A 24,502-nucleotide genomic window follows, 5' to 3' on the forward strand; every position below is an offset into this window, starting at 1 on the left:
TGGCGAACTCTCAGGCCAAATCCACCTCGACCCAGAGCCCGCCCGGTCCCCGGGCAGCATCGCGCGGCAGACTGCGCATCGCCTGGATCGAGCCGGACGGCGCGGAAAAACCGGGCTTTCCGTTCTTGTCGGCCAGCCATGGATCGTCGGCGCGGATGACGCGGCCCTTGGTCTTTGTCTCGAGCGCGGTCAGGATACCGTCATAGGGCATCTCCCCCCAGTGCACTTTCAAGGCGTCGACCTTGTTGGTCGGAATGAAAGCCGACAGGTCGCTGCTCGTCAGCAGGTCAAAACCCTGTTTCTCCGGCGTGGCGTTCTGGCTGCCGTGATGCGCGACCTTGAGATAGACGGTGCGCGCCAGAAGATCGGCCGATGTGACGGTCCCCTGCCCCACCGGCCATTTCAGATCCTTCCAGCTCAGCCAGTTGCCGATCTGGGCGTCGCCGGGGAACAGCAGCACCCGGCCGCTGTCGATGAACTCGAAGGCCAGCACCAGGCTGGTGTTGTTGACGCCGCGGTCGAGCTGCAGGGCAAGGTCGGCGGCGATCCCCATCCAGTCGGCGTCGATGCGCCGCCAGGACTGGTCGCGGTCTTCCATGGATGCAGCAGCCGAAACCGGCCCGGAATAATGCTTGCGGACGAAGGTGGCGACATCGACGGCCGGGTCGCTGCCCTTGTCGCCGTTGAGCGCCGTGGAAAGCGGCGCGCCGACATTGCGCTCGAACGGACTGAGCTCGTCGACATAATTAGCGTCTGCCGCCTCGTTCATCTTGAGGCCGCTGGCCAGCGCCCGCGCGAACGGGCCGCCGCTGGCCAGCGGGAACATCTCGCTCGCCTTCTCCTCCAGACGCAGGGCCGCCTTGTCGCGCGGCGGGCCCAACACATAGACGCGAAGGTTGGGCAATGCGTCGATCAATACCGGCGACCCGCCGGGCTCGAAATAGGTCGGCGACGGTTTCTGCGACAGCTTTGCCGCCGCGTCGCGGGCCGAACGCACCCGCTCGCCGGCGACGCCGAACTGGAAGCCAAGCACGGACTGCAGGCCGTCGCGAACGCTGGCCATGTAGGAACTGAGCCCCTGCATTCCGTCGAGCTTCTGGCCCACGCCCTGCAGCGCGGCGATTGCCTGGCCCTTGAACTTGTCGAGTTCCGCGGCCTCCGCGTCGGCGGGATTTTCGGTCCACCCCATCCAGACATCGGCGACGACAAAATCCTTGAAAAGATCCTTCGCCGTCAGGAACCCGGAGACATGGTCCCAGTGTTCGTGCGTGACGACGAGGATGTCGATCTTGCCGCCGGTCTCCTTCCTGATGTCGGCGACGATGTCGCCGACCAGCGCCGGACCGCCCGCGATCGAGACATGGATGCCGCAATCGATGAGCATGCGGAATGGCTTTCCATCTGCCTTCTTGAAGGTAAGCAGATGGCAGTCGCCGATGCCCTGGCAGTAATGCCGGACAGTGGCGCCCGATGCCGGCGCAGCAGCCGCTTTTGCCGGCCTTGTCCTCGTCGCCGGCTTTCTAGACATGGTCGTCGTCTCCATCGCTGGCATGCAGCAGGGCAAAGGGCTCCGACACTTCGCCGCCGAAATAGAGCGCTCTGAGCGGCGACAGGTAATTGGCGGCCATAGTCCCGGCCTGACGCTTCTGCCGGTCCGCGCTGCCGGTGTTCTTGATGATCGAGTAGCGGATCTCCTCGAATCCCTCGCGCGGGTCTATGATGATGGTGGCGCCGCCCCGGAACCAGAAGAAGCCGTCGCCCTCGGCCATGCCTTGCGGCATCGCCGTACCGTCGAGCGCGACCGGAATCCGCTGCTGGATGACCGCCACGACCTCGACGCGGAACGAGCCGTCCGGCTCGACGCGGCGCGTCGGGCGCACGCTGTAGATGTCGAAGGTCGTCTCGCCTTTCTTCGGCGCGTGCATGACCGTCCCGTCCTCATTGTAGCGCGGCAGATCCGGCAGCAGGCCGAACTGCTTGTAGAGGTCCGGGTTGGAGGCGAAGGTCTTGTGCATCGCCTTCCACAGCGTGTAGCGGTTCTTGTCGTTGAGCGCGAAGATCTCGGCCCGTTTCAATTTCTGGTTCCAGCCGAGGTCGATCCTGCTGAGCAGGCCTTTCAGCCAGGTCGGAGAAGGATCTTCCGGCGCGCTCCAGGCGAGCGTCTCCTCCGAGACGGTGCGCACGTCGCGCGGCAACAGCTTCCATTTGCGGAACGATTCCAGGAAAGCCAGGCGGTAGTGCAGCGGATCGTCCGGATAGGCGTCGCGGTCGGCGGTGATCAGCGCGCGCAGATATTCGCCGAAGGTGATGTCGACGGAAGGGCAATAGTCGAGCGCGCGGATGCACATGGTCAGCATCTGCCTGGCGGTCTTGGCGACCTCGTCGGTCAGGCGTTCGACCAGGCTCGGATGCAAGGTTCCGGCCGGCAGGATGCCGGAGCCGCCGGTGGCAAGCTGGATCAGGTCGTCGGTCCGCCGGTCGGCGATCGCCAAGAAGGCCTGGTAGACGGCGAAAACCAGGATCGAGCCGCGGTCGTGCGCCTCGAAGGTCTTGTCGTAGTCGAGATCGGCCATGCCGGCGCCGCCATACTCGCGCAACGGCCCGGCCCGGCCGCTGCCCTCGCCGAACTGCTTGGCGATACCGGAAAGCAGCGAGGCGGCCGACAATTCGCCCCTCGCCTTGCCGATCTCGAAGCTGACCAGTTCCTTCAGCGTGAAATGCTGGAACAGCGCGACGATGTCGGCGAAGGCCTCGTGGAAGGCCGGCACGTCCGGGTTGGACGCTTCCTGGAAGCGGCGGTGCAGCCCGTCGAGCAGCGCATGCGACATCTCATGCGCGACGATGTCGCTGGACAGGCACGAAAACACCGTCGTTCCGGGCGTGGTGACGTCGCCCTCGTTGCTGATCGCCGGGAAATAGCCGAACAGCAGCGCCTTCTTTTCCGGGCTGTAATAGGCATTCTCGGCGCGCAACGCATGCGGATAGATGCGCAGGCGCGGCACGTAATGCGCCTTCACAGTCATGTCGCCGGTCCGGCCGGGAGCCTCGGCATAATGCGGCGCCCACAACGCCCGCCGGCCAAGAGCGCGCTCGAAATGGCCGATCGTGGTCATGGCGACGGCGTAGACCATCTGCTGGTGGAATTTCGGATTGCCCTCCGAAGGCGGCAGGCCGTCCTGCGCCAGAAGCACCTTGTCGTTGAGGTCTACCGGATCGTAGACGCGGTCGGACGCGGGGTCGACATCGACCACCTCGAGATATTCGCCGATCGGCCCCGGCAGCAAAGGCCTGTCCGTCGCCGGTTCGTCGTCCCAGGGCACGGAAAGCATCGCCTGATAGACCGAAACCGAATCGAGCCGTTTCGCCACCGAAGGATCGAGCGCGTAGATGCGCAGGCGCCGTTGCGGCGGTGGCAGCGGCCGCGGCTTGCGCTTGATAGCCGGCGCGGGGCCCATGACCGGCGCCGGAACCGCCGCGCTGGCGCCCGGCCGTCCGAGCAAACCTTCCAGAAACGCCTTCAGCGGCTTCGACGGGTTGCCCTGGTCGAGCGCCGCTTCGAGATAGCGGTTGCGGGCCGCGGCCGAAATATTGCCCGGATCGCCGTCCGGGTCGGCGATCGCCTGCTCGATTGTCGCCGCACCTTGCGCCATCTGCGTCAATTCCAGCGCAAACATCATTCGCTGCCGAAGCGTCGCAGGCGGGAGCGCCGCCAACGAGTTCCCGCCGGTCAAAAGGTCGAGCCAACTCCATGTGTAGGTGGCTCGAGCGAGCTTCGTCAGGCTGTTCGCCGCCGGCGGCGGGAAGCCCAGCGCATCGAAGGCCCGCAAGACGCCCTGCCCGATCTTCTCCTTCGTCTCCGCCGCATTCATCTTGGCCGTCGATTTCAAGGCCTTCGCGAACAACGCCTTGCGGACCGCCTCGATCCGCATCCATGGCTGGGGATAATTCTTCACCACGTCCCAATGCTCGGCCAGCCACAGAGCGGCCGCGGCAGCGACCTGGGGGGTGGCGGCCGAGGTGCCGTTGCCGTCCATGTCGACCACCTTGCGGCAATCGATTTCGGCCCAGGGCACGTTCGGTGTGTAGGCTCCCAGCGCCGTGCTCATCTTCGAAGGCGGCCCGTAATTGCCTTGCATGGTGCCGAAGGCGAGCCCGGCATAGGCGCGCCCGTCGCTCATCACGCCGCAGGCCGCAAGCACCCGGTTGTAGCGCGCGGGATAAACGATGCTGCCCGGCGTGATGGTGAAATTGTTGCCGGCCGCCGTGACCATGACCACGCCGTGGTCGTAGGCAAGGTTGACGGCATCCACCAGAGCCTGCGAGGCGAGGCCGCCCATGCTCATCGACAATACTTGCGCGCCCTGCTGGCGCGCATAGTCGATGCCTTGCACCATGGTGCCGGTGGTCAGCCGCACCACCCAGTCTGCGATGCGCACCGGCAGGATCTTCGCCAGTGGCGCGCCGCCGACGAAGTCGGTGAAGCCCGGCCAGTGCGGCGACGTGCCGTCGAGCTTGTTGCCGGCCAGCAGGCTGAGCGTGCCGGTTCCATGGCCGCGATTGCCGGTCAGCGTGCCGGCCGGAGCGTGGTCGGTCGCGTTGTTCGGGCCGGTCCCGTCGTCGACGAAATTGCGCTGCTGCGCTGTAAGAAGTCCTGCTGGAAGGGTTTCGTGAGCGGGATCGAAACCGGTATCGAGATGGGCGATGGTGATGTTGGCCTGCTTGGCGCCGACGCTTTCGCGCGCGGCCTTGAACTGGCTGAAGTCCGGCGCGGCATTCCATGCGACCCGGCCTGACACCGTCGCTTGTCCACCGCTCGGATCCTGGTCGTCGAACGTACATGTCGGAGCCGCGCTTGCCGCCATGCCGCGATCGCCGGCGCTGTTCCTGTAATCCCATTGCTGCATGATATCGGGCTCGACCGCGAGCACCTCGCTCCCTGCGGCGGCCAGCGCCGGAGTCCGGGCGACAAGATCGTGAGCCTGGTCCCAGGGATTGTCTGCTTCGGCGGCATCCGTGGCCAAGCGGAGCCAGGTGGCGCCGCGGTCCGCGGCCGCGGCCGTACCGGCGCTTACAGCGCCAGGCGGGAGAGTAAGGATCGGCTCGGCTTCGATCCCGCCAATCCGCGGCGGCCCGCCTCGCACCGAGAGCCCCGCGCCGTCGCCACGAACCTTTACAAGGAGTCCCTTCGCGGCTGCCACGGCGTCCCTCCCCCAAGATGAACCATGGCGCCGACCGTCCGCTACAGTCAAGCCAAGGTTCCAACCACGCTTCGACTGATCTCTTTGCCGACTAGGCAATCATGCCGGCTGCAAGGCAAAGATTGATCCAAGCGTGAACCATGCATTCCAAAATAACCATCGGTCCGCCCGGCGCGCATATCTGTGAGCATCTTCACATACTTCGGACAGGGCTTGCGCTCGGATGTTGCAACGGCGGCATCGACGGCCCTAGCTGACTGCGGCGTCCGAAGCTGCTGCCGGACTGCGATTGGATGCGGTTATCGAGGAGAAATTTCGATCACCTAGCCATTTTCAGGTTTGCTGTCTGCGCGCATGGGCACCTCCCACCCAAGCGCGCGGACGGCGTTCCAAGGATCGGCCCGCAACCGCCAGTGCGCCCGGTCTCCTTACAGTTTGCCGGCTTATCCGATTTCGGCGCGTCAGACGTGACTTTGGTCTTCCGTCCGTCACCCCGAGAATGCGGCAAGCCACCACAGAAGGAGACGACGCTTTGATCGAGCACGCACTTATCCTACAATTTCCGTCTAACGAGAGGCGGAATCGTATCATGGCTACAAATGGCGCGGACGACAGGAACCTGCCGCGCCTGGCGCGCATCGACCCGCGCCAGTTCGACCTGCTGTTCGGCGGCTGCAAGCTGGAGCGCTATGCGGCCGGCCAGCATTTGTTCGTCCAGGAGGATGCGTCCGACCGCATCTATGGCGTGATGAGCGGCACCGTCGAGATTTCGATCTATTCACCCGGCGGGCAAAAGCTGGTGGCCAATATCGAGCTGTCGCGCAGCCTCGTAGGAGAGATCGGGGCGCTGGACGGGCGCCCGCGCACGGCAACCGCCATCTGCCTCACCCCCTGCGAGCTGGTTTCGCTGAGCCGGACGCAACTCTTTGACCGCATTGAGAAAAACCCGCCCCTTGCCCGCGCGATGATCGAATTGCTGTGCACGCGGCTGCGCTGGGTCAGCGGCGAGCTGGGCGACCAGGCCTTTTTCGGCATCGAGGCCAGGCTGGCAAAGCGGCTGGTGTTCCTGAGCGGCGTCATGGCGGACACTGCCGGCTGGATTCCGATTTCGCAGTCGGAGCTCGGCGAATTCCTCGGCGCGACGCGCGAATCCGTCAACAAGACGCTGAACGACTGGCGCAGCCGGCAGATGATCGCCATCAAGCGCGGTGGCTTGCGCATCACCAACGCCGCCGCGCTGAACCACATCGCCGATTCCCAGGACGACGACTGAGCAATCAGGCTCGGCGGTTTCGCCGTAGCAGGCTCGGCGGTTTCGCCGTAGCTGGCTCGGCCACTTCGCCGTAGCCCGTTCGGCGACTGCGCCACAGCTCCGTCGTTTCGCCGCATCCGGTCAGAGCCGCGAGATCAGATAGCGCATTGCCGAGCGGCTTGGCATGAAGAAATAGCCGCCGCCCTTGGTGGTGACGAACTGCGGCACATCCTTCAAGACGGTGACCTTTTCCCAGGAAGGGATCGAAAACCGGCCGCCGCCGCCCCGTGCGCCGATCGTCGGATCCGTCTCGCCGACAAGGCCCTGGAACGAGTTCGACGAGACCCAGGTCTGCTGGATGAACTCGTATTGGCGTTCGATATCCGCGTTGAGGCACATGAAGAGCAGGCCCTTCTCGGTCTTTCCGCCCCTGTCCTTCTTCTCGTAGGTGCGGCCGACGCGCAGGATGCGGTGGCGCTTGCCGATCCTGATCTGCGTCTCGCGGTCCTCGCCGAGCGAATCGCGCGGGTTGGACCGGCGTATGTGCGAGCCGAGCGGACAGGCATGTCCTTGCGGGTCCTCGGCGCCGAGCGCGAAATCATTGTCGATGCCGCGGCCCGGGCGACCGTTCGGATTGCGCACCAGCGAGCTGCCGTCCTGCCAGCGGCCGAGCATCTTTGCCGCCACCCAGCGCTGATCGATGGCGGGGTCGCCGGTCTCATCGGCAGCCTGCGTCGCGGCTTTCCTGCAATAATCGTCGAACAATTCGACATGCTGCTCGAATTGGCGCACGACGAGGAAGGTGCCGTTGCGGCCGAAATCGCGCGGTGGAGGCGGTTGCCCCGGTATCTGACGGTTGCGCCGCACCTGCGACAGGATGCCGGTGCGATCCAGCGCCGCCTCCACCGACGGCGAAGCCGGATAGAAGCCATGCTCGTCGCGATAGCCGAACAGGAACTCGCCGGGCGCCAGCAGATGCATGGGCGCCGCTCCTTTGGCGGCGCGCTGCGTGCCCCGGACGATCGGTTGCGAGACGCCGTCGACGAAGCCGAAATGCTCGACCGCCCGCTTGCCGTCGCGCCGCACCATCAGCGGCAGTTCGGCGGCCACGGACATCCCTGCGCCTGTCGTCTGTCGCTTCATGGCCGCGATTTCTGCCTTCAACGCCGCCGGCGTCCCGGCATAGCAGACGATGACGACGTCGACGGGCTTGGCGGACGACCCCCACTGCCATTTGTCGGGTGCGTCGGGACCGGTGTCGTTGAGAATGCGGCTGCGCTCGGGCGTTCCCATGCCTTGCCGGAAGGCGACAGGAAACGTGTCCAGCGGCTCGTCGTCGACGCCACCTTCCAGTCCGAGCCGGCGCAGCCCGTTGGGGCCGAACGCCACGGTCATGGCGCGGCCGGCCGGCACGCCGTCGCCGAAACTGGTTCTGTCGATGACGGAATCGAGCCACGCCTTGCGCTTGGTTGCCGGCAACCCTTCCGGCACCTGGATCGCAAGCATATGCGCGTGGCCGAGCGCGCCGAAGGGTCCAAAGAAGATGGATTGGATTTCCCCGGATTCCAGCTCTTCGAGCGGCGCGGACGGCGGTTCAGGCAGGCTGGTCGCGTCCGCCGGCCGTGCTTGCGGGCGCGGCAGCGAACCGAACAGGCTCAGCCAGTCGCGCGCCTCGTTGCCGGTGGCCGATGCGATGCCGCGCCTGATCCTGGAGTTGATGCGGATGCGCGGTGTGTTGAGGTGCGGATAGGCGCTGTACCAGAACAGCGTCGGCACCTGCTGGCGCCGCGCCCAGCGCTTGAAACGATCGCCGTCGCGCGCGCCGTCCAGGAACAGCCAGCGCGTGCGCGGATAGCCTTCGGTGTTGCTCCAAACGCCGGTCAGACCGGCTGAGGCCTTGGCAATGAAATCCTCCAGATAACTTTCCCAGCTGCCACCGTAATTGGAGAAGAACATCAGCCTGTCGGTGCCGGGCAAAAGCACCCAGCGGGCGAAATGAATGGTGTTGATGGTGGCGAGGAAGCCCGGCCTGAACACTTTCTGCGCCGATATCGAGATCAGATAGAAGGAGAGCCGCAGCGCCAGCCGCCGCAGGATGCCCGGCTTCATCGTCGAGATCGCCGTCAGGTTGTTCTGCGCGCAGTGGTCCTCATTGGCGAGGATCTTTTCCAGCGCGCCGATGTCGACGGGCGTGTTCGCCGGCCGGTCCTTGTCCTCCAGCCGCCGCAACGCCAGGAAGCAAAGGACCATGAACAGAGCCAGAATAGCCAGCAGACCGAGCACCGTAAGCAGAAGCGCGGCGCCGGCGATCGCGATGTTGGCAAAGGTGACGCCATGCGGGTTTCCGAACACCAGCACATAGGTCATGCGCCAAAAGGCTAGAACGACGATCGCGACAGTGACGAACATCGCCGGCGTCAGCAGCGTCGTCGTCAGCGCGCGCGCCCAGTGACCCGGCGGTCTTTCCAGCAGGCTTTCGGCGGGCTCGAACGCCCAGCCGAATTGCCCGAGGCAGCGGACATGCCGGCGCGCCTCGGCGAGCACATCCATCGCATTGCCGGCGCCCGCGCGTGGCTTTTCGGCGATCTCGCGCACGCTGTCGGCGAGCCGTGCCTCGGCAAGAATGCGGCGTACGGAATGGCCGGGCGTGCCGGAGAAGACGAGCCCCGCGGCGCTGCCGAAGGACGGCGATATCTCTATGTGGTTCCTCTTCAGGAAATCCTCCAGCGAGCCGCCGTCCGGCAGGCCGCAGACATCCCTGAAGATCGGCCGCAGCCGGTGCCCGATCGATTGCGCGATGGCGGTTATGACATCGTCGGTGCTGCCGTCGCCGGAGATTTCGAACACCAGCGCGCCGGCCTCCATCCCCGTCTTTTCATCCTTGCCGGTGGGAGCGACCGCCAGGCTGGTGAAATGTATGGTGCCGACCTTGTCGAGCGCGTCGCTAAGCTCGCCGATCGCGGGATTGCCGAGGTCGGCGACCTTGTCGCGCACCGCATCGAGCGGCATGGAGCGGGTGATCGGGCAAACAACCGTCACCATCGACTGGTCGGCGGTACGGCAAAGCGGCGAGCGCTCGAAGTCGACCTTGAGGCTTGCCGGATAGGCGCCGACATTGGCCATCTTTCCGGCCCTGCCCCGCGCGCGGGCGAGCTTCGGTTTGCTGAACAGGGCGCGGATGCATTCGCCGATCTGGATGCGGGCGATTTCGGCGCCGATGCACAAATGGATGCCGTAGCCGAAAACCATGTAATCGCGATGCGGGCGCGACGTATCGAACTCGTTCGGCCGCTGCACGATCTCCGGATCGAACATCGCCGAAAGCGTCGCCGGCATGACCACCGTTCCGGCCTTGACCAGCCGCTCGCGGCGCGTGCCCTTGCCGATGATTGCGTCACGTCTGGTATAGCGCCATGGCCCGATCCAGATCGGTTTGAACCGCATGGCTTCCATGATCGCCCGGTCGAGTTTGCCGGTATCGCCGGCCGCGATGGCCTCATCCACGGCCCGCCGCGCATCGGATCGCGACAGGATCACATCCAGGCAATTGCTGCCGGCAAGCACATTGGTCGGCACAAAGCCTGCGACCATGCCGAGCATGATGGAATGGATGTCGGGCAACGACAGGCGCCCTTGGTCCATCAGCGCGACGAGGCGGGCAAGCGGCCGGTCGTCCTTGCCCGCTCTTTCCCTGACCGCGGCAATCGAGCGGTCTATGATTTTGATCAGCCGATCGCCGCCGACCACGGCAAGCTGGCGCGTGGCGGGATTTGCCGTCGGGTCGGAAAAGAACAGCGCGCTGAGCGCGATCGACCAGTCGGCGAACTCGGTTTCGTCGTCGATCTCAAGGCCGAAATAATCGCGGCAGATACGCACCGGCAAGATCTTCATCAATCCGGCGATGGCATCGAAGCCGGGACTGGCGCGGGTCATGATGTCGCGCGAATGGCGCTCGGCGATCGGCCTGACGGCGGCTTCGACCTCCGCCGGCGGGAAAGCGCTCAGCACCGCCGATTTCATCTGCCGGTACGCGGCGCCGTCCTGCATGCCTAGAATGAAATTCGAGCCGCGGGCGAGTTCGGCCATTTCCGGGCCGTAAGGCGTTTCGAACTCGTCGCCCCGCTCCAATATGTCGCGAACATCCGCGCCCTTGGTAACGAGCAGGAAATTGCCGAAGCCGAGATTCGGCCAGAAACGGCGCAGCAGCGCCAGCAGCCAGCGCGGATCGCCGAGAAGAAAACCGGCGATGCGGGAAGCAAAGCCGCTCTTGGAACGCAGCCGATTGATGTCGAACGGTGGCATTTCGGCGAGCGGACGCTGGCTCTTCTGAGCGGCGCGGACGGCGGCGAAGTACTTCAAAGTGATCATCGCGTTCAAGCCCCCCGGCCATCCACGTCAATGCGATGCCGGCATTGTCTGGCCTAGGTTTGCATCGGTCCGGCGTATGTGAATTCGATCACAGTCATTTGTTGTCGGCCCCGGCGATCATGCGGCGGACTTGGCCCGATCGAAATTGCCGATCAGGAAATTGTTCTTGGCCGGATCCACGAACGGTATCCAGCGTATCCTCTGCTCGGAAAAATCGGGATGCCTGGTCATGAAAATCGCAAGCTCATGCGCCGCCTCGTCGCGCCGCCCGCTTCTCATCAGGGCGCCTGTCTTCAGGAACCTCGCGTAGAAGTAACTTGGCGACAGGTTGAGCGAGCGCTCGGCGTTGGCGATCGCGGCCTCCCAGTCCTCGACGAAGCAATAGGCCGCGGCCAGTTCCCCCAGATTGTGGAAGCGATAGAGGTCGAACGGGCTCAACCGCTCGGTATCGAGGAAGAACGGTATCGCGCCGGTCGCATCGCCAAGCAGAAGATACGCGCTGCCCATGGCCGAGCGGGCGAAGGCGAAGCTCGGATTGATGTGGATCGCTTCGGCAAGATGCTCGGCCGCCAACGCCGGAAGGCCGCGCATGATGTCGGCCGCGCCGAGATAGGCATGCGGGCGCGCATCGAGGCTGTCCATCAGAAGCGCCTTGCGCGCAAGCGTCTCGACTTTCTCCAGATCGTCGCTGTCGCCGAAACGCAGCCAGGCCCGCCAGAAATACCACCATGCGAGCTCATTGAGCACGGCGCTCGAGTTCGGATCTTCCTGGTAGGCCTTGTCGAAGAAGTCGAGCGCGATTTCGGTATCGCGACGTGTCCGCCTGTTCATGTGCCAACGGCCGCGCCTGACCAGTTGCCAGGTTTCGAGGCTTTCCCACGGCACCTGGAACGTGCGAGCCTGCTCGGCGCGGTCGACCTCCTTGTCGAGGATGGAAACGATCTCGCTGCCGATCTGGTCGCGCAGGCTGAAGATATCGACGAGGTCGCGGTCGAAGCGTTGCGACCAGACCAGGCGCCCGTTCGAGGTGTCGGTGAGCGACGCGTTGAGACGAATCTGCCTGTCGGAGCGCGCCAGCGTACCGCTGACGATGTAGCGAGCGCCCAGCGCGTTGCCGATGAGCCTCGTGCCGAGGCTGTCGTCGCGAAACTGGAAGCTCGAGCCCTTGGCGATGACAGAGAGCCAGCGCGTGTTGGAGAGACCGTAGATGATGTCCTCGGCGATACCGTCGGCCATATAGCCGACATCGGGTTCGCTTCCGTTGCCCTGCAACGGCAGCACGGCGATTGCCGGGGGCCCCTTGGCGATCGGCCTGGAACGACTGGGCGTGGTGGGAATGGAAGCGAAGGACGCCGTCGCGACAGGGCCGCTGCCGCCGCGACCGGCGATCAGGACCTGCACCGGCAGGGCGATGTTCTTCAGGCTGAACTCGCCGAGATCGGTGAAGACCGCCGCCGTCTTGTCCTTCACGTGATGCCACGTCGTCGCCGAGATGGCGACGCCGTCATGCGGCGCGAATTCCTGAAGGCGGGCTGCGATATTGACGTCGTCGCCGTAAAGACGGCCCTCCCGGACGATGACGTCGCCGGTGTTGATCCCGGCGCGAAACGGCATGCGCATGTCCTCGGCGACTGCCGTATTCAGCGCCACGATCCGGGCCTGGAAATCGAAGGCCGCGCGCAAGGCTTCGATCGGGTTGCCGAATTCGGCCATGATGCTGTCGCCGGCATCGCCGAACGTGCGCCCGCCAAATGCGCCGCAACTGCCAGCGATGATGTCGCGCCTTTCCTCGAAGGCGGCGACAGCCGACTCGTCGTCGATGCCCATAAGCCTCGAGAATCCCACGGCGTCGATCGAAATGATTGTCGCAAGCTGACGGGTATAATTCCGTTCAGCCATGATCGAGCCCCCAGTCCCCGTTTCAGTCCAGAACAGGTGACCTGCGCTCAAAAAAACGCGTCGCCGTCTGCCGACGGAAATCCTCGGCAGGCCCGGCGCACTGTTGCCACCCTGTTATGACCGGAATTCTATCAGGGTCTTGCCGAAAGCTCTACCACGAACGGCTAATATGACGAATTCATCGTCCGGGGCATGGTTAGTCGTTCGTTACGTCAGGAGACACATCCGAACCGCGACTTTACCATTTGAAATTATTATATTTTCTCCGCCGAACAATACTGACCCTGTTTCCGCCGGCAAGGATCGGTCACATCGAGGCATGCGCTGCAAAAACCCGCTATTGCGGCGCTGCGGAACCAACCCGCCTGCGTGCGAGTTTCTGACGGCACTTACGCCGACGAGATTTGAGGGCTCTCATGCGCACTGTTGTTTTAGCAACCTGTATCGCTTTCCTGCTTGTCAGTGGACAAGCCTTCGCAGCAGACGACCAGCCGCTGCCGCCGCAAAATGCAAAGAAATTGTCCGAGATTGTCGCCAAGGTCGAGCACCGCACCGACTTCCGCTATGTGAAGGAGGTCGATTGGGATAGCGACGGCTACACCGTCACCTACTACACCACGGACAAGGCCAAGGTCCAAATCACCTACGATCCCGTGACCGGCGAACCCAAATAGGCCTCGTTCGGTTGCCTGCCTCCGCCATTCCGCAAGGCCTGCGTTCGGCATAGATTTGCTTGTCGAAACAGGCCGGACCAGAGGACAGACATGCGGCTTCACATCTGCGCTCACGTCCTGCTGGTAGCCGCATCGATGCTTGGGACATCGGGCCAGGCGCTCGCGGATGGCCCCTCTTTCGACTGCCGAAAGGCGCAGTTGCCAGCCGAGATAGCGATCTGCGCCGACCCACAAATGTCGGCCATCGATGCTTTGGTCACCAAGGCCTATGCCGGTTTCGAACCCGCCTTCGGCGGCGACAAACGCGGGATCGCCAGGAAACTGGTCGCCGATCGGAATGCCTGCAAGACGGACGCAGCCTGCATCGTCAGCGCGCAGAACAATGCGCTGCAGACTTACGGCAATGCACCGCAATGGGTGCAGGACTACAATATCGCGCTCATCGGCAAGAAGGCGCTCGACCTTGCGGTAAGAACGCGGCAGCCGACCGATCAGCCCCTGGCCGTATCGATCGGAAAATGCGGCTTCACCCATATATCGGTGCTGACGACGAGGCTGGGTGACGACCCGCTGGAAACCGCCAGCCCGGAAGCCGGCAGCGCGGCGAGATTTACCAACGGCGGCACGGCGGTCTCCTATGACCGCGAACCGGGACTGGCGAGTTCCAAGGTCGGCGATCCGGTCGTCATATGCCTGATCGCTATCCCGCGCGACTGTCCGAAAGACGATCTGCGCGGCAGGGTCTACTACGCCGTCGACCTCGCCGCCAAAGGCGCATGGGCCCTGCCCGACTCCCAGCATCTGTGCGGCGGCGCCTGAGAACCCTGACGCCGCGTTGCGGAACCAGCGCTATGGACGCCCTTGCATCGTCACAACTTTGGTGGCTGACTGCCCGCCATGATTGCGGGCACGGGGGTGCATGGCAATGATCGGCTACGTCCTGAAGCGCATCCTGATGGTGCTTGTCGGCTATCTGGTCGCGGTGCTTGTCGGGTTGATCGCAGTGGTGGTGATCTACGCGATACTGAGTTCGCTGCCCAACGCGCCGGGCTACTTCGAGCTTATGGAGTTCACGCCAGTCGCCGTGTTGGTGGTGCCGCCTCTCGGCATGTTCGTCTACTTCCTGGCGATCATCCTGACCGGAATGCAGACGCTGGTCTTCGCCCTGATCGCCGAGTTCCTTTCGTTGCGAAGCCTTTGGCTGCACATGCTGTTCGGCGCTGCCGCAGCGGCGGCCGGTTTCATGTTGATCTGGCCGGACGCCGCCGATGATCCGGAACGCTGGGCCGACATGGGTATCATCGCCGCCGCCGGCGTCGTGGCCGGGCTGGTCTACTGGCTTATCGCGGGGCGCGACGCCGGCTTCCGCCGGCCGCTCATCAAGGCACTTCCAAGAAACGTGTGAAGCAGTCGGGTTCGGCGGCTTCGCCGTGGCCTTCCGTCCGGAATTGCTTGAAAGTAGACAGCGCTCAGCTTGACGGCGTGCGCACCGCTTCGGTCGCGTCGAGCGCCTGCATCAGCTTGGAATCGCGGTCATAGACGTCGTCGAAATACTCGACCTTGCCGGACATGTCTGGCCATGCGGTGAAATAGGCGACATAGACCGGGATGACACGCGTGACATTCTCGGTCGAATGCCCATGCTTCAGCTTCTCGGCGATATCGTCGACGGAGGTGCCGAGCACGGCGGCGGCCATGCCGCGCGGATCCTGCAACCGCACGCAGCCATGGCTGAGCGCGCGCATGTCGCGTGCGAAGAACGACTTCTGCGGCGTGTCGTGCATGTAGATGGCATGCTTGTTGGGGAACAGGATCTTCAATTCGCCCAAGGCATTCGCTTCGCTCGGCTGCTGCCGCACGTTGAAGGGGATGTTGGCGCCATAGGCACCCCAATTGACCGCCGAGGACGGGATGCGCTTGCCGCGCGAATCCGTCACCTCATAACCGGCGCGGTCGAGATAGCCCGGGTCGCTGCGCAGCCTCGGCAGCATCTCGTTGACGATGATCGACTGCGGCACACCCCAATAGGGGTGGAAGTCGACCTGCTTGATCTGGTTGTAAAAGAAGGCGGTCTGGTTGGTGACCCGGCCGATGACCGCGCGGGTCTTCAGCTTCTCCTCGCCATTGTCGATATAGCTGGCGGTAAAGGCCGGCTGGTTGATGAAGACGCGCGGGCTGCCGAGATCCGACGGCATCCAGCGCAGTTCCTCGAGCGCCACCTTGACCTTCTCGATCTTGTCGGCCTTCGAGGCGCCGGCCAGTGAGGCCACGGTGCGCGGGCCGATGACGCCGTCGCCCTTCATGCCGGCGCGCTGCTGCACGGCCTTGATCACCGGCACCAGTTCGGGATCGTAGAGCTCGCTCTTGCCCAGCCTGGCGAGCACCTCGCCATAGTTGCCACCCATCTCATCATCGAGATTGCGGGAAATAAGCGTCAGCAACTTCGGCAGTTCCGGGCTGCTCTCGCCGGGCTTGAGCAACAGCTTCGGATCGACGACGATCTCGTTTTCCTCGCTCGCCTCGAGCGCTTCCAATTCGACGCGCAGCGCCTGGTACTCGGCATTCTGCGGGTGGCGCGATTCGAGATAGGTGCGGACTTCCTGGGTATGCGCCAGCGTCTTCAGCGCGCCTTCGAGATCGAACGGCTTGGCCGGAAAATCGTAGTAACCGGTCATCCGGTTGGGGTAGATGCGGCCACTCTGGGCATCTTGCGCATAGCGCAGCACGCGCGCCGACAGCGCCATCTCGAAGCGGACCAGTTCCTTGGTCCGCTCTTCAGGCGTAGCGGAAGTCGCGGCAGCCGGAACATCGACGGAATAGTCGGCCGGCGTCAGGCCGTAACTTGCCGCCTCGCCCAGGACGCGCACCGCATCCTGCGCTCGGCTGTTGGGGACGTTGTCGCTCACCCAGATGAAATCCGGATTGGCCGAATAATAGGCGATCAGTGCCTTGGCGATATCCGGCTCGGCGAACAGCTCGTACTCGCTCAAGCCAGCCGCGGCGTCGCGGAAGCTGTTGCCCGTCACGGACGGCACATAGGCGGCATCCTGCGCGGTCGCCGGCTGCGGCGTCGGCAGCAGCGACTTGAAATCGACGCGAACGAGCTTGTCGGCCCTGTAGGTGTTATAGGTCGGGCTGCTGATCCTGACACTGCCACCACCGCCTCCGTCGGGCTCTGCCGGCCGTATCTTGCGTGGCTTCGGCGGCGGCGGAAATTCACCTTGCGGGTTATGCCGGATACCGCCGCCGAACAGCATGTCGAACAGCCCTTGCGCGCTTGCCGGCTGTTGTCCGAAGGCCAGCGTTGCCGCGATCGCGATCGGCAGGAGGGTTTTCTTGTTCCCGAGGACTTTCATGCTTCACCCGCACCGGTTGCAACCGGTTCCCGTTCCGCGCCGCTGGACGGTCCCGCCCTCCGCATGGCGGATGTATGACGTGACTATACCGATTCATACCGATTTCGTTAAGCTTTCATAAATTTTCGCAGCCGTGTTGCAGAACAGTTTCACATCATTGTGAGACGGTGTGACCTGCCTCGGTTCGCGCCATGCTTGCGGCGTTGCGCCAGACATCGGCGGAAACTGGCCCGGACGTGATAAGCTCCGGCCGTTATGCTGGAAATCCGGGGAGGATTTGCCGTGAAGAAAGGTTATCGCCAGCTGCTCGACGAGGCGAATGCCGAGATCGAGGTTGTGTCGCCCGAGGAAGCGGCCGGATTGCTGGAGGACGAAGACACCATCTTCGTCGATCTGCGCGATCCGCGCGAGGTCGAGCGCGATGGCAAGATCCCCGGCGCCAAGCACGTGACGCGCGGCATGCTGGAATTCTGGATCGATCCCGAAAGCCCCTATCACAAGCCGTTCTTCGCCAGCGGAAAGACCTTCGTCTTCTTCTGCGCCGGCGGCTGGCGCTCGGCTTTGGCCACCAAGACGGCGCAGGACATGGGCCTGACACCGGTCAAGCACATCCTCGGCGGCTACACCGCCTGGAAAGCGGCCGGCCTGCCGATCGAGCCCGGCCAGAAGAAAAAAGCCGACTGATCACAGTTTTCCGCAACGTCTGGGATCAATCGACCCAATGGTTTTCTGGATAGCAAGCGCGGTTGGATTGGCGGTCGCCTATCTCCTCGGTTCCACGCCCACCGGCTACCTGGCCGGCAAACTTCTCAAGGGCATCGATATACGCGAGCACGGCTCCAGATCCACCGGCGCGACCAACGTGCTCAGAACCTTGGGCAAATGGCCGGCATTGGCGGTTCTGCTTGTCGATGTGCTGAAAGGCGTGGCGGCGATCGTCTTTGTTCGCTGGTTTTATCCCTGGTACTACGCGATATCGTCCGCCACGCCACCGACGGCGCTAGAACTGCAGACCTTGGCTCCCTGGCTCGTTTGCCTGGCCGGACTTGCCGTGCTGCTGGGGCACGGCCGGTCGATCTGGCTGAATTTCGCGGGCGGAAAATCCGCCGCGACGGGACTTGGCGTGCTGCTGGCGATGTCGTGGCCTGTAGGATTGGGTGCCGTCACGGCATTTGCGGTCACCCTCGCTCTTTTCCGGATCGTTTCCCTGAGCTCGATGCTGGCGGCGCTGACGTCGGTCGCGCTTGTCTGCGGCTTGGAGCAACCATTGCCTTATCGGTTGCTGGTGATCGCGGGCAGCCTCTACGTGATCCTGCGCCACCGCGCCAACATTCAGCGGCTGCTGGCGGGAACGGAGCCACGCCTTGGCGGCGGCGGCCCGGGACCGAACGCAGGCCCGCAAATCCCCTAGTGGATGTCGCCCAGAAGTGTGCAGCGGTTCTGGGACAACGACATGCATCAAAACAAAGACCTAAAGCGCGTCGCCTGAATCCGTTTCAGCGCGACGCGCTTTAGTGCAGGGTCGCTTCCCGCTGCCCGGTCACAAAACCCACTGCGCGCGCGACCACATCCTTGTCCGCGAGGATACGGCGGTGGCCAAGCCCGTCGGCCCAATGCAGGTGGACATGCTCGCCGGCGCCCGCGTAACGCTTCGCATGCTCGGCATGGACTTCACGATCGTCCGAAGCGTGGATGATCAATGTCGGCACCGACGCCTCCACGAGCTGGCGGTCGCCGGTGAACTCGCTGAGTGGCCGGCCCGACAGATGCTTTACCCGATCCGCCATGGCGACGCGGGAGCGCGGCCCGACATTCATCATATCGCTGAAGTCGTCGAAGATTGCCGGCAGCGAGCTCGGCGCGGCAATCAGCACCAGCTTTTGCGCCGCAAGCGGCGGCATGTCCTTGACCGATGCGGCAACGGCATTGGCGGCAATCGCGCCGCCGAAGGAATGGCCGACGACGGCGGCAAAGGGGCCGAACCATTCGCCGGCGACCCGCGCCGCGTCCACGGCTGTCACCATGTTGAGATGGCGGCCGAGCGAATGGCCATGCCCTGGCAGGTCGAGCGAGACGACCTTGTAGCCGGCGCCGCAAAACCCTTCGATCAGGGCGCGCATATATTCGGTGCGCGAACGCCAGCCATGGATTACGAGCACCGTTCCGCGCGGCTCCCTGCCCGGCTCCGGGCGGAATTCATGCACCGCCACGCAGTCCGTTCTGGTCTTCAGCCGGTGGTGGCGCGCCTCGGCCATGAAATCCGAGGCGCGTTCGACAGCGCGACGCTCACCGTCGCTCAAGGATTTGACATTGGGTGTGCGGCAAAACAATTCGAATGCGGCGCGGCCGCCGAGACGCGGCATGACATGCTCGGCCGCGCCAAAGACGCCGCGGATGACCTTCAATCCAAATGATGCCATATTGGCGATCCATCCATTCGTTCAAGCATGAACATAATAGTTCAAACATGAACATTAAACAAGAGCTGCCCTGGGACAATCCTCGCTTTCGCAACTGGGTTGCGGTGGCGCGCGCCTGCCATGTGCTGGAGCGCACGCTGGCGGTGAAGCTCGCCCCGCTCGACCTCAAGCCGGCGCAGCTCGACGTGCTGATGAACCTCTATCGCCACCCCGGCATGTCGCAGCACGACCTTGCCCGCAAGTTGCTCGTCGGCCGCTCCAACATCACCATGCTGTTGCCGCAGCTGGAAGCCCGCGGCCTGCTGCGGCGCGAAGGCGACGAGAAGGACAAGCGGGTGCTGAGGCTGAACCTCACCGAGGCGGGCGAAGCCCTGCTGATGAAGGCGCTGAAGGTTCACATGGCGCTGATCGAGAAGGCGATGAGCCAATCGACGCCGGAGCAGTGCGATATGATCGGCGAGCAGATGCGCAAGATCGCCGACGTGCTGAAGGAAGCCTGAGCCGGCTTCCGATTACCACATGGTTTTCTTCGCCCGCTCCGGCCATTCCTTGTCATAGGCCTCGGCATCGATGTTCTTGCGGCTTGTGACCTCGAGGATCTGGCCGGGCGTTGGCAGCGACTTCGGGTCGACATGCCTGGCCGGGTTCCAAAGTTCGGAGCGCACGATGGCGCGGGCGCATTGGAAATAGACCGTGTCGACATCGATGACGGTGACCGAGCGAGCCGGCTTGCCGTCGACCATGAAGGACGCGCAAAGCCCGGCATCGGTTGTGATATGAGCGCGGCCGTTGACGCGCAGCGTGGTGCCCGAGCCCGGCACCAGAAAGAGCAGCCCGACGCGCGGATCGCGAATGATGTTCTTCAGCGAATCGGCGCGGTTGTTGCCGCGCCTGTCCGGCATCATCAGCGTCTTGTCGTCGACGATGCGTACGAAGCCCCCGAGATCGCCGCGTGGCGAGCAGTCCAGCCCTTCCGGCCCGCTGGTCGCCAGCGCCACGAAGGGCGATGCCTCGATGAAGGCGGCATATTCGGGTATCACATGGTCGAGTTCCTTGACCGTCGAAGCTTCGCCGGGCAGCCCATAGAGCGCTTCGAGCTGTTCGACCGTGGTAATCTCAGACATTTTCCCGCCTCCGAACCTTTGCCGGCGTTACCCCAACTCTATGACGTCCTCGCGACGTGCCAAACCTGACAATCAGGAAACGGGTGTCGACACAATGATTTCCGGCGCAAACCCTGTTCACCGTACAAAACGGACACGGAGATCGACATGGACAAAGCAGTTGAGCGGCAAAGCACCGCCATGGAACTTCTCGAAAACATGTTCGACGTTGAAATGCGATTCCTGCAATCGGAGTCGGGCAACATCGAGATGCTGACCAGCGCCTTCCACAGGGATGTCGTCGTGCATGAACCGCGCTCACTGCCCTATGCCGGCGACTGGAACGGCCTTGAAGGCATCGCCACTCTTTTCCAGACGATGCACGAAAGCTGGAGCGGTGTTGCGGTGGAGAACCTTCAGGCGGCGCAAAAAGATGACGTCGTCTTTATGAGCTGCACGCTTTCGCTGACGGCGCGAGCCAACGGCGTGACGATAAAGCAGCCGTTTGCCGAAGTCCTGCGCTTCAGGAATGGTCGGCTGATTGAAGGCACACCCTTCTACTACGACACCAGCGAGATCCTGGCAGCCCTGGCCAAGCCGAAAGACGCGGACAGGATGGCCTAGCGGTCGCGGCTCAGCCCCTTCTCCTGGAGTTCCGCGAGATAGGCATTCCAGCGCTCGTCCTTTTCGTGGCCGAGCGTGTGCAGATAGTTCCAGGTGAAGATGCCTGTGTCGTGGAAATCGTCGAAGGTAATGCGCACCGCATAGTTGCCAACCGGCTCGATCTTGAGGATCGCGACATTGCGCTTGCCGGGCACGGTGACGCGCTGCTCCGGCGAATGGCCCTGCACCTCCGCCGACGGCGAGGCCACGCGCAGGAATTCCGCCGGCAATTCGAACGGTTGGTGGCCGGGGAAGGTCACGGTCAAGAGCTTGCGGTCCTTCGAGACCCTGAGTTCCTTTGGCGCGGTCATGGCTGTCCTGTCTGGGTTGCGCCCTTCCCTACGCCGCTTCGCTCGATCCGAAAAGGATCATTAGGAAGCAGCCGACACGCGATGTCGGTCGGGGAATGTTACCAAAGATCGAGACCTTCTATCTTGAATGCGGCATTGGATCGTATCACATAGCTGTATATAACGAAGCCGCTCAGGCCATGGGAAACGCTTGCAAATGGACATGATCGACCCCTTCGGTCGCACGATCAGCTACCTGCGCGTGTCGGTTACCGACCGCTGCGATTTCCGCTGCACCTATTGCATGGCCGAGGACATGACCTTCCTGCCGAAGAAGGATCTGCTGTCGCTGGAAGAGCTCGACCGGCTCTGCACCGTTTTCATCGAGAAAGGCGTGAAGAAGCTGCGGCTGACCGGCGGCGAGCCGCTGGTGCGCAAGAACATCATGCATCTGGTGCGCCAGCTGTCGCGGCATCTGGAAAGCGGCGCTCTGGAAGAGCTGACGCTGACCACCAACGGCTCGCAGCTTTCGCGCTTCGCCGCCGAGCTCGCCGACTGCGGCGTCAAGCGCATCAACGTCTCGCTCGACACGCTCGATGCCGGCAAATTCCACCAGATCACGCGCTGGGGCAATCTCGGCAAGGTCATGGAAGGCATCGATGCCGCGCAGAAGGCCGGGCTGAAGATCAAGCTCAATGCGGTTGCGCTACGCGACTTCAACGACGCCGAGATTCCCGAGCTGATGCGCTGGGCGCATGGCCGCGGCATGGATCTCACTCTCATCGAGACGATGCCGATGGGCGAGATCGAGGCCGACCGCACCGACCAGTATCTGCCGCTGTCGCTGCTGCGCGCCTCGCTGGAGCGCCAGTTCACGCTCGCCGACATCCCCTACAAGACCGGCGGTCCCGCCCGCTATGTCCATGTCACGGAGACCGGAGGCCGGCTCGGCTTCATCACGCCGATGACGCATAATTTCTGCGAAAGCTGCAACCGCGTGCGCCTGACCTGCACCGGCACGCTCTATATGTGCCTCGGCCAGGAAGACGCGGCCGATCTCCGGGCGCCGCTGCGCGCCTCCGAAGGCAACGAGCTGCTCGACGCGGCAATCGACGAAGCCATCGGCCGCAAGCCCAAGGGCCATGATTTCATCATCGACCGCCGCACCAGCCGTCCTTCGGTATCGCGGCATATGAGCGTCACCGGCGGCTGATTTTTTCTCCGGCTTGATGCATGATCGCTCCCGATCATCGACCAAAGGGGGGATCATGCAACATCTGCATCGTATCGGCTGGTCATCATTGGCGGTTATCTTGTCCCTGTCGGCAATCATGACGACGGCGGCAACCGCCAAGCCCTTCACCTATGTGAATGCGCGGTTCGGCCAGTCCTGCACTTTTCCCGACGACATCTTCGACAAACCGATGCCCGAGCCGGAAAATGGCGACGGGCAGCAATGGCTTAGCGCCGATGGCGCCAGCCTGACCTGTTCCGGCATCTACAATGTCGACAACGACACCCCGAAGGGTTTCGTCGATGAGCAGAAAGCCAGCACCGAACCAGGCTACAAGGTCACCTACAGCAAGACCGGCAAGAATTGGGCGGCGCTTTCCGGTACCAAGGATGGCAACATCTTCTACGAACGACGCCTGTTCGGGAAGGACGACATCATCCGCACCGTCTGGATCGAATATCCCGCCGCGCTCAAGGCAAAATACGACCCGCTGGTCGGCGCCATCGCCAAGAGCCTCCGCGGCCCTTGAAGCCAGCCGGCTGCCCTGAAAATAAAGCGCCCGCACGACCTTCCCGCCGATTTACCGCCGGCCTTTTCCAGCCTAGCCTTCCCGCGCGATTTTCGCTCTAGGGGGGGGTGCACATGCGCACATTCATGCTTTCACTTGCAATGCTTGGGGTTGCTTCCGTATCGGCCGCGGCTCAGTCGATCGGCGGCACCTACACCGTCGCCGGCACCAATTTCGACGGCTCGAAATATGGCGGCGAGGCAACCATCACGCTGACCAGCGACACGACCTGCACGATCCACTGGGAAACCGGCGGCTCGACCTCGAACGGCATCTGCATGCGCAACGACAATGCATTTTCCGCCGGCTACGCGATGGGCAAGGAAATCGGTCTCGTCGTCTACAAGATCGAGAAGGACGGCTCCTTGCACGGGCTGTGGACCATCGCCGGCCAGAACGGCAACGGCACCGAGGTGCTGACGCCGAAGTAAGTCTTCGGAGCCTCCGCAAATCGATCTCATGGGCCACGCAGAAATTCGTGGCCCATTTCTTTGCCGTTGCTGTCTTCCGGCTGCCTGCTAGACGGCTGAATTAAAATAGAATCCGGAAACGCCCTTGCCCCTCTCGCCAAATCTGCGCGGCGCGCTGTTCATGATCGTGGCCATGGTCGGCTTCACCTTGAACGACGCGATCACCAAATTCTCTTCCGAATCGATGAACATGGCGCAGGTCATGCTGGTGCGCGGCGCCTTTGCATCCGTGTTCGTCGGCCTGCTCGCCTGGCGGCGCGGCGCGCTTGCCAACCCAGCGGCCATGCTGCAGCCGATGGTGGCGACGCGCGTGGCGGCCGAAGCCGGCGCCACGGTATCGTTCCTGATCGCGCTTGCGCATTTGCCGATCGCTAACGTCTCGGCCGTGCTGCAGGCGCTGCCGTTGGCGGTAACCATGGGCGCGGCGCTGTTCTTTGGCGAAGGCGTCGGCTGGCGGCGCTGGCTTGCCATTGCGGTCGGCTTCGCCGGCGTGATGATCATCGTGCGGCCGGGCTTCGATGGGTTCAGCGTCTATTCGCTGGTGGCATTGGCCAGCGTCGCCTGCTGCGCTGTGCGCGATCTCGCCACCAAGCGCATTCCCGAGGCGATCCCGACCATGCTGGTGTCGACGGCGACCGCGCTTGCCATGACGGTTCTCGGTGCGCTGCTTTTGTCGCCAATGGGCGGCTGGACGCCGATGAGCGGCCGAGCGACCGCGCTTCTGGCGCTTGCGGCGGTGCTGGTGCTCATCGGCTATCAGTTCATCATCATGGCGATGCGCTCGGGCGACATCTCCTTCATCGCGCCCTTCCGCTACACTGCCTTGCTCTGGTCCATCCTGCTCGGCCTCGTCATTTTCGGCGACGTCCCAGACCTGCCCATGATCGTCGGCGCAGTCATCATCATCGGCTCCGGCCTCTACGCGCTCTACCGCGAGCGCATCGTCGGCAGGCGGCAACCTGCCGCCGAAAGCGCTGGACCCGACATGGCGCCGGACGGCATATAGG

At 63.6% G+C, this 24,502-nt stretch carries 20 protein-coding genes; 12 read left to right on the forward strand and 8 right to left on the reverse strand.

All coding sequences use genetic code 11. The annotated features are described in order from the left end of the window. Window positions 1–10: 10 nt before the first annotated feature. Entirely contained in the window at window positions 11–1,528 is a 1,518-nt protein-coding gene (locus tag FJ417_RS05460; protein ID WP_181183158.1) for an MBL fold metallo-hydrolase, read from the reverse strand. Next, window positions 1,521–5,198, reverse strand: a complete 3,678-nt coding sequence (locus FJ417_RS05465; protein WP_140782764.1) for a S8 family serine peptidase — start codon at window positions 5,196–5,198, stop codon at window positions 1,521–1,523. Before FJ417_RS05465 ends, FJ417_RS05460 begins: the two co-directional genes overlap by 8 nt. Before the next feature lie 589 nt (window positions 5,199–5,787). On the opposite strand from FJ417_RS05465, the gene FJ417_RS05470 reads away from it, so the two are divergent. Further along, window positions 5,788–6,471, forward strand: coding sequence for a Crp/Fnr family transcriptional regulator (locus FJ417_RS05470; protein WP_140657839.1), 684 nt, complete (start codon window positions 5,788–5,790; stop codon window positions 6,469–6,471). 120 nt (window positions 6,472–6,591) lie between these two features. Here FJ417_RS05470 and FJ417_RS05475 read toward each other — a convergent pair whose 3' ends face one another. After that, window positions 6,592–10,818: a cytochrome P450 gene (locus FJ417_RS05475; RefSeq protein WP_140782765.1), complete on the reverse strand. Its 4,227-nt coding sequence runs from the start codon at window positions 10,816–10,818 to the stop codon at window positions 6,592–6,594. A gap of 117 nt (window positions 10,819–10,935) precedes the next feature. Further along, complete coding sequence (locus tag FJ417_RS05480; protein WP_140782766.1) at window positions 10,936–12,717, reverse strand: adenylate/guanylate cyclase domain-containing protein; 1,782 nt, start codon at window positions 12,715–12,717, stop codon at window positions 10,936–10,938. Between the two features lie 416 nt (window positions 12,718–13,133). Between FJ417_RS05480 and FJ417_RS05485 the strand changes: the two genes are divergently transcribed. The 3 genes from FJ417_RS05485 (at window position 13,134) to FJ417_RS05495 (ending at window position 14,796) form a co-directional block, all read left to right on the forward strand. Then, on the forward strand, window positions 13,134–13,391 hold the full coding sequence (locus tag FJ417_RS05485; RefSeq protein ID WP_140657845.1) for a PepSY domain-containing protein: 258 nt from the start codon (window positions 13,134–13,136) through the stop codon (window positions 13,389–13,391). A gap of 234 nt (window positions 13,392–13,625) precedes the next feature. Further along, on the forward strand, window positions 13,626–14,210 hold the full coding sequence (locus FJ417_RS05490) for a hypothetical protein (protein ID WP_246680745.1): 585 nt from the start codon (window positions 13,626–13,628) through the stop codon (window positions 14,208–14,210). Window positions 14,211–14,310: 100 nt separating this feature from the next. Beyond that, a complete protein-coding gene (locus tag FJ417_RS05495) occupies window positions 14,311–14,796 on the forward strand; it encodes a hypothetical protein (protein WP_140782768.1) in 486 nt (161 codons plus the stop codon). Between the two features lie 64 nt (window positions 14,797–14,860). Here FJ417_RS05495 and FJ417_RS05500 read toward each other — a convergent pair whose 3' ends face one another. Further along, complete coding sequence (locus FJ417_RS05500) at window positions 14,861–16,747, reverse strand: murein L,D-transpeptidase (RefSeq protein WP_140782769.1); 1,887 nt, start codon at window positions 16,745–16,747, stop codon at window positions 14,861–14,863. Window positions 16,748–17,029: 282 nt separating this feature from the next. On the opposite strand from FJ417_RS05500, the gene FJ417_RS05505 reads away from it, so the two are divergent. Together FJ417_RS05505 and plsY are read left to right on the forward strand one after the other, a co-directional pair. Next, window positions 17,030–17,431 (forward strand): rhodanese-like domain-containing protein, encoded by a 402-nt coding sequence (locus tag FJ417_RS05505; RefSeq protein ID WP_140642578.1) that lies wholly within the window; start codon window positions 17,030–17,032, stop codon window positions 17,429–17,431. A gap of 37 nt (window positions 17,432–17,468) precedes the next feature. After that, complete coding sequence (plsY, locus tag FJ417_RS05510; RefSeq protein WP_140782770.1) at window positions 17,469–18,158, forward strand: glycerol-3-phosphate 1-O-acyltransferase PlsY; 690 nt, start codon at window positions 17,469–17,471, stop codon at window positions 18,156–18,158. A 100-nt stretch (window positions 18,159–18,258) separates the two neighbouring features. Here the strand turns inward: plsY and FJ417_RS05515 are convergent, their stop codons facing one another. Then, entirely contained in the window at window positions 18,259–19,167 is a 909-nt protein-coding gene (locus FJ417_RS05515; RefSeq protein WP_140672923.1) for an alpha/beta hydrolase, read from the reverse strand. A 47-nt stretch (window positions 19,168–19,214) separates the two neighbouring features. On the opposite strand from FJ417_RS05515, the gene FJ417_RS05520 reads away from it, so the two are divergent. Further along, complete coding sequence (locus tag FJ417_RS05520; protein ID WP_027169363.1) at window positions 19,215–19,667, forward strand: MarR family transcriptional regulator; 453 nt, start codon at window positions 19,215–19,217, stop codon at window positions 19,665–19,667. A gap of 12 nt (window positions 19,668–19,679) precedes the next feature. Here FJ417_RS05520 and FJ417_RS05525 read toward each other — a convergent pair whose 3' ends face one another. Then, window positions 19,680–20,291, reverse strand: coding sequence for a pyridoxamine 5'-phosphate oxidase family protein (locus tag FJ417_RS05525; RefSeq protein WP_140782771.1), 612 nt, complete (start codon window positions 20,289–20,291; stop codon window positions 19,680–19,682). Window positions 20,292–20,438: 147 nt separating this feature from the next. Here FJ417_RS05525 and FJ417_RS05530 point away from each other — a divergent pair, with 147 nt between their 5' ends. Then, the gene (locus FJ417_RS05530; RefSeq protein WP_140782772.1) at window positions 20,439–20,894 is read left to right on the forward strand and encodes a nuclear transport factor 2 family protein; all 456 of its coding nucleotides are present in this window, start codon (window positions 20,439–20,441) and stop codon (window positions 20,892–20,894) included. Here the strand turns inward: FJ417_RS05530 and FJ417_RS05535 are convergent. Beyond that, on the reverse strand, window positions 20,891–21,244 hold the full coding sequence (locus FJ417_RS05535) for a DUF971 domain-containing protein (RefSeq protein WP_140782773.1): 354 nt from the start codon (window positions 21,242–21,244) through the stop codon (window positions 20,891–20,893). The genes FJ417_RS05530 and FJ417_RS05535 overlap by 4 nt on opposite strands. A 196-nt stretch (window positions 21,245–21,440) precedes the next feature. Between FJ417_RS05535 and moaA the strand changes: the two genes are divergently transcribed. The 4 genes from moaA to FJ417_RS05555 all read left to right on the forward strand — a co-directional run bounded on the left by moaA (window position 21,441) and on the right by FJ417_RS05555 (window position 24,501). Continuing rightward, on the forward strand, window positions 21,441–22,436 hold the full coding sequence (moaA, locus tag FJ417_RS05540) for a GTP 3',8-cyclase MoaA (protein WP_140672919.1): 996 nt from the start codon (window positions 21,441–21,443) through the stop codon (window positions 22,434–22,436). A 55-nt stretch (window positions 22,437–22,491) separates the two neighbouring features. Then, window positions 22,492–22,986, forward strand: a complete 495-nt coding sequence (locus tag FJ417_RS05545) for a hypothetical protein (protein ID WP_140782774.1) — start codon at window positions 22,492–22,494, stop codon at window positions 22,984–22,986. 113 nt (window positions 22,987–23,099) lie between these two features. Further along, window positions 23,100–23,456, forward strand: coding sequence for a hypothetical protein (locus FJ417_RS05550; protein WP_140782775.1), 357 nt, complete (start codon window positions 23,100–23,102; stop codon window positions 23,454–23,456). Window positions 23,457–23,580: 124 nt separating this feature from the next. After that, window positions 23,581–24,501: a DMT family transporter gene (locus FJ417_RS05555; RefSeq protein ID WP_140782776.1), complete on the forward strand. Its 921-nt coding sequence runs from the start codon at window positions 23,581–23,583 to the stop codon at window positions 24,499–24,501. Window position 24,502 lies beyond the last annotated feature (1 nt).

The sequence above is a fragment of the Mesorhizobium sp. B3-1-7 genome (assembly GCF_006439385.1).
In the GTDB taxonomy this organism is placed as follows: Bacteria; Pseudomonadota; Alphaproteobacteria; order Rhizobiales; family Rhizobiaceae; genus Mesorhizobium.

Bases quoted from the DNA above. Each gene is read 5' to 3' on its own strand.
- FJ417_RS05460 (WP_181183158.1), bottom strand. From the start codon at position 1,528: ATGTCTAGAAAGCCGGCGACGAGGACAAGGCCGGCAAAAGCGGCTGCT.
- FJ417_RS05470 (WP_140657839.1), top strand. From the start codon at position 5,788: ATGGCTACAAATGGCGCGGACGACAGGAACCTGCCGCGCCTGGCGCGC.
- FJ417_RS05475 (WP_140782765.1), bottom strand. From the start codon at position 10,818: ATGATCACTTTGAAGTACTTCGCCGCCGTCCGCGCCGCTCAGAAGAGC.
- FJ417_RS05480 (WP_140782766.1), bottom strand. From the start codon at position 12,717: ATGGCTGAACGGAATTATACCCGTCAGCTTGCGACAATCATTTCGATC.
- FJ417_RS05485 (WP_140657845.1), top strand. From the start codon at position 13,134: ATGCGCACTGTTGTTTTAGCAACCTGTATCGCTTTCCTGCTTGTCAGT.
- FJ417_RS05490 (WP_246680745.1), top strand. From the start codon at position 13,626: ATGTCGGCCATCGATGCTTTGGTCACCAAGGCCTATGCCGGTTTCGAA.
- FJ417_RS05495 (WP_140782768.1), top strand. From the start codon at position 14,311: ATGGCAATGATCGGCTACGTCCTGAAGCGCATCCTGATGGTGCTTGTC.
- FJ417_RS05500 (WP_140782769.1), bottom strand. From the start codon at position 16,747: ATGAAAGTCCTCGGGAACAAGAAAACCCTCCTGCCGATCGCGATCGCG.
- plsY (WP_140782770.1), top strand. From the start codon at position 17,469: ATGGTTTTCTGGATAGCAAGCGCGGTTGGATTGGCGGTCGCCTATCTC.
- FJ417_RS05515 (WP_140672923.1), bottom strand. From the start codon at position 19,167: ATGGCATCATTTGGATTGAAGGTCATCCGCGGCGTCTTTGGCGCGGCC.
- FJ417_RS05520 (WP_027169363.1), top strand. From the start codon at position 19,215: ATGAACATTAAACAAGAGCTGCCCTGGGACAATCCTCGCTTTCGCAAC.
- FJ417_RS05525 (WP_140782771.1), bottom strand. From the start codon at position 20,291: ATGTCTGAGATTACCACGGTCGAACAGCTCGAAGCGCTCTATGGGCTG.
- FJ417_RS05530 (WP_140782772.1), top strand. From the start codon at position 20,439: ATGGACAAAGCAGTTGAGCGGCAAAGCACCGCCATGGAACTTCTCGAA.
- FJ417_RS05535 (WP_140782773.1), bottom strand. From the start codon at position 21,244: ATGACCGCGCCAAAGGAACTCAGGGTCTCGAAGGACCGCAAGCTCTTG.
- moaA (WP_140672919.1), top strand. From the start codon at position 21,441: ATGGACATGATCGACCCCTTCGGTCGCACGATCAGCTACCTGCGCGTG.
- FJ417_RS05545 (WP_140782774.1), top strand. From the start codon at position 22,492: ATGCAACATCTGCATCGTATCGGCTGGTCATCATTGGCGGTTATCTTG.
- FJ417_RS05550 (WP_140782775.1), top strand. From the start codon at position 23,100: ATGCGCACATTCATGCTTTCACTTGCAATGCTTGGGGTTGCTTCCGTA.